1 protein-coding gene is annotated in these 605 nt (G+C 52.2%); it reads right to left on the bottom strand.

Annotation, left to right across the window (positions count from 1 at the left end):
- Positions 1 to 528, bottom strand: a 528-nt coding sequence (tsf, locus tag MoGM_RS00025; RefSeq protein WP_104368232.1) for a translation elongation factor Ts, incomplete at its 3' end; no start/stop codon positions are given.
- Positions 529 to 605 lie beyond the last annotated feature (77 nt).

Genomic DNA, 605 nt, shown 5'->3' on the forward strand with positions numbered 1-605 from the left:
GGCGTGAGCCTGCTCCTCTGCGGGTTTGTTGGTCTGAACCATGGTGCAAAGCAAGTGCTTGTTCATGTGGTCGTATACAGACACGTTGTCGCCCTCAATGAAGTTGTAGCCGTCAAGTTCCATCTTCTCACCGGTGATACCAGAGCGTGCGATAACGGCCTCCTGCACCTTTGTGCCGTCGGCGAGTGTCAGCTCGAGCACCTCTTCGATGTTCTTGGCCTTTGCGGCAACAGCGGCATCGAGGATGTCCTGCGTCAGTTTGATATAGTCTGCGCCGTTGGCCACGAAGTCTGTCTCGCACTTCAAGGCTACTATTGCCGAGAAGCCGTTCTCTGACTTGACGAGAACACAACCGTTTGAAGTCTCGCGGTCGCTGCGCTTTGCGGCGATAGCCTGACCTTTCTCACGGATTTTCTCTACTGCCTTGTCGAAATCTCCCTCAGCGTCGTTGAGCGCTTTCTTGCAGTCAGAAAGACCTGCGCCGGTCATCTTGCGGAGTTTCTGTATATCAGCTATTGATACAGCCATAATTGTTCTTTTTGATTTAAATGATGATTAATGATGTTTCCTTGTCGGCAGGGCTGTTACGCCTCCTCTGCCTTGGG

The sequence above is a fragment of the Prevotella sp. MGM1 genome, from assembly GCF_002933775.1.
Classification (GTDB): domain Bacteria; phylum Bacteroidota; class Bacteroidia; order Bacteroidales; family Bacteroidaceae; genus Prevotella.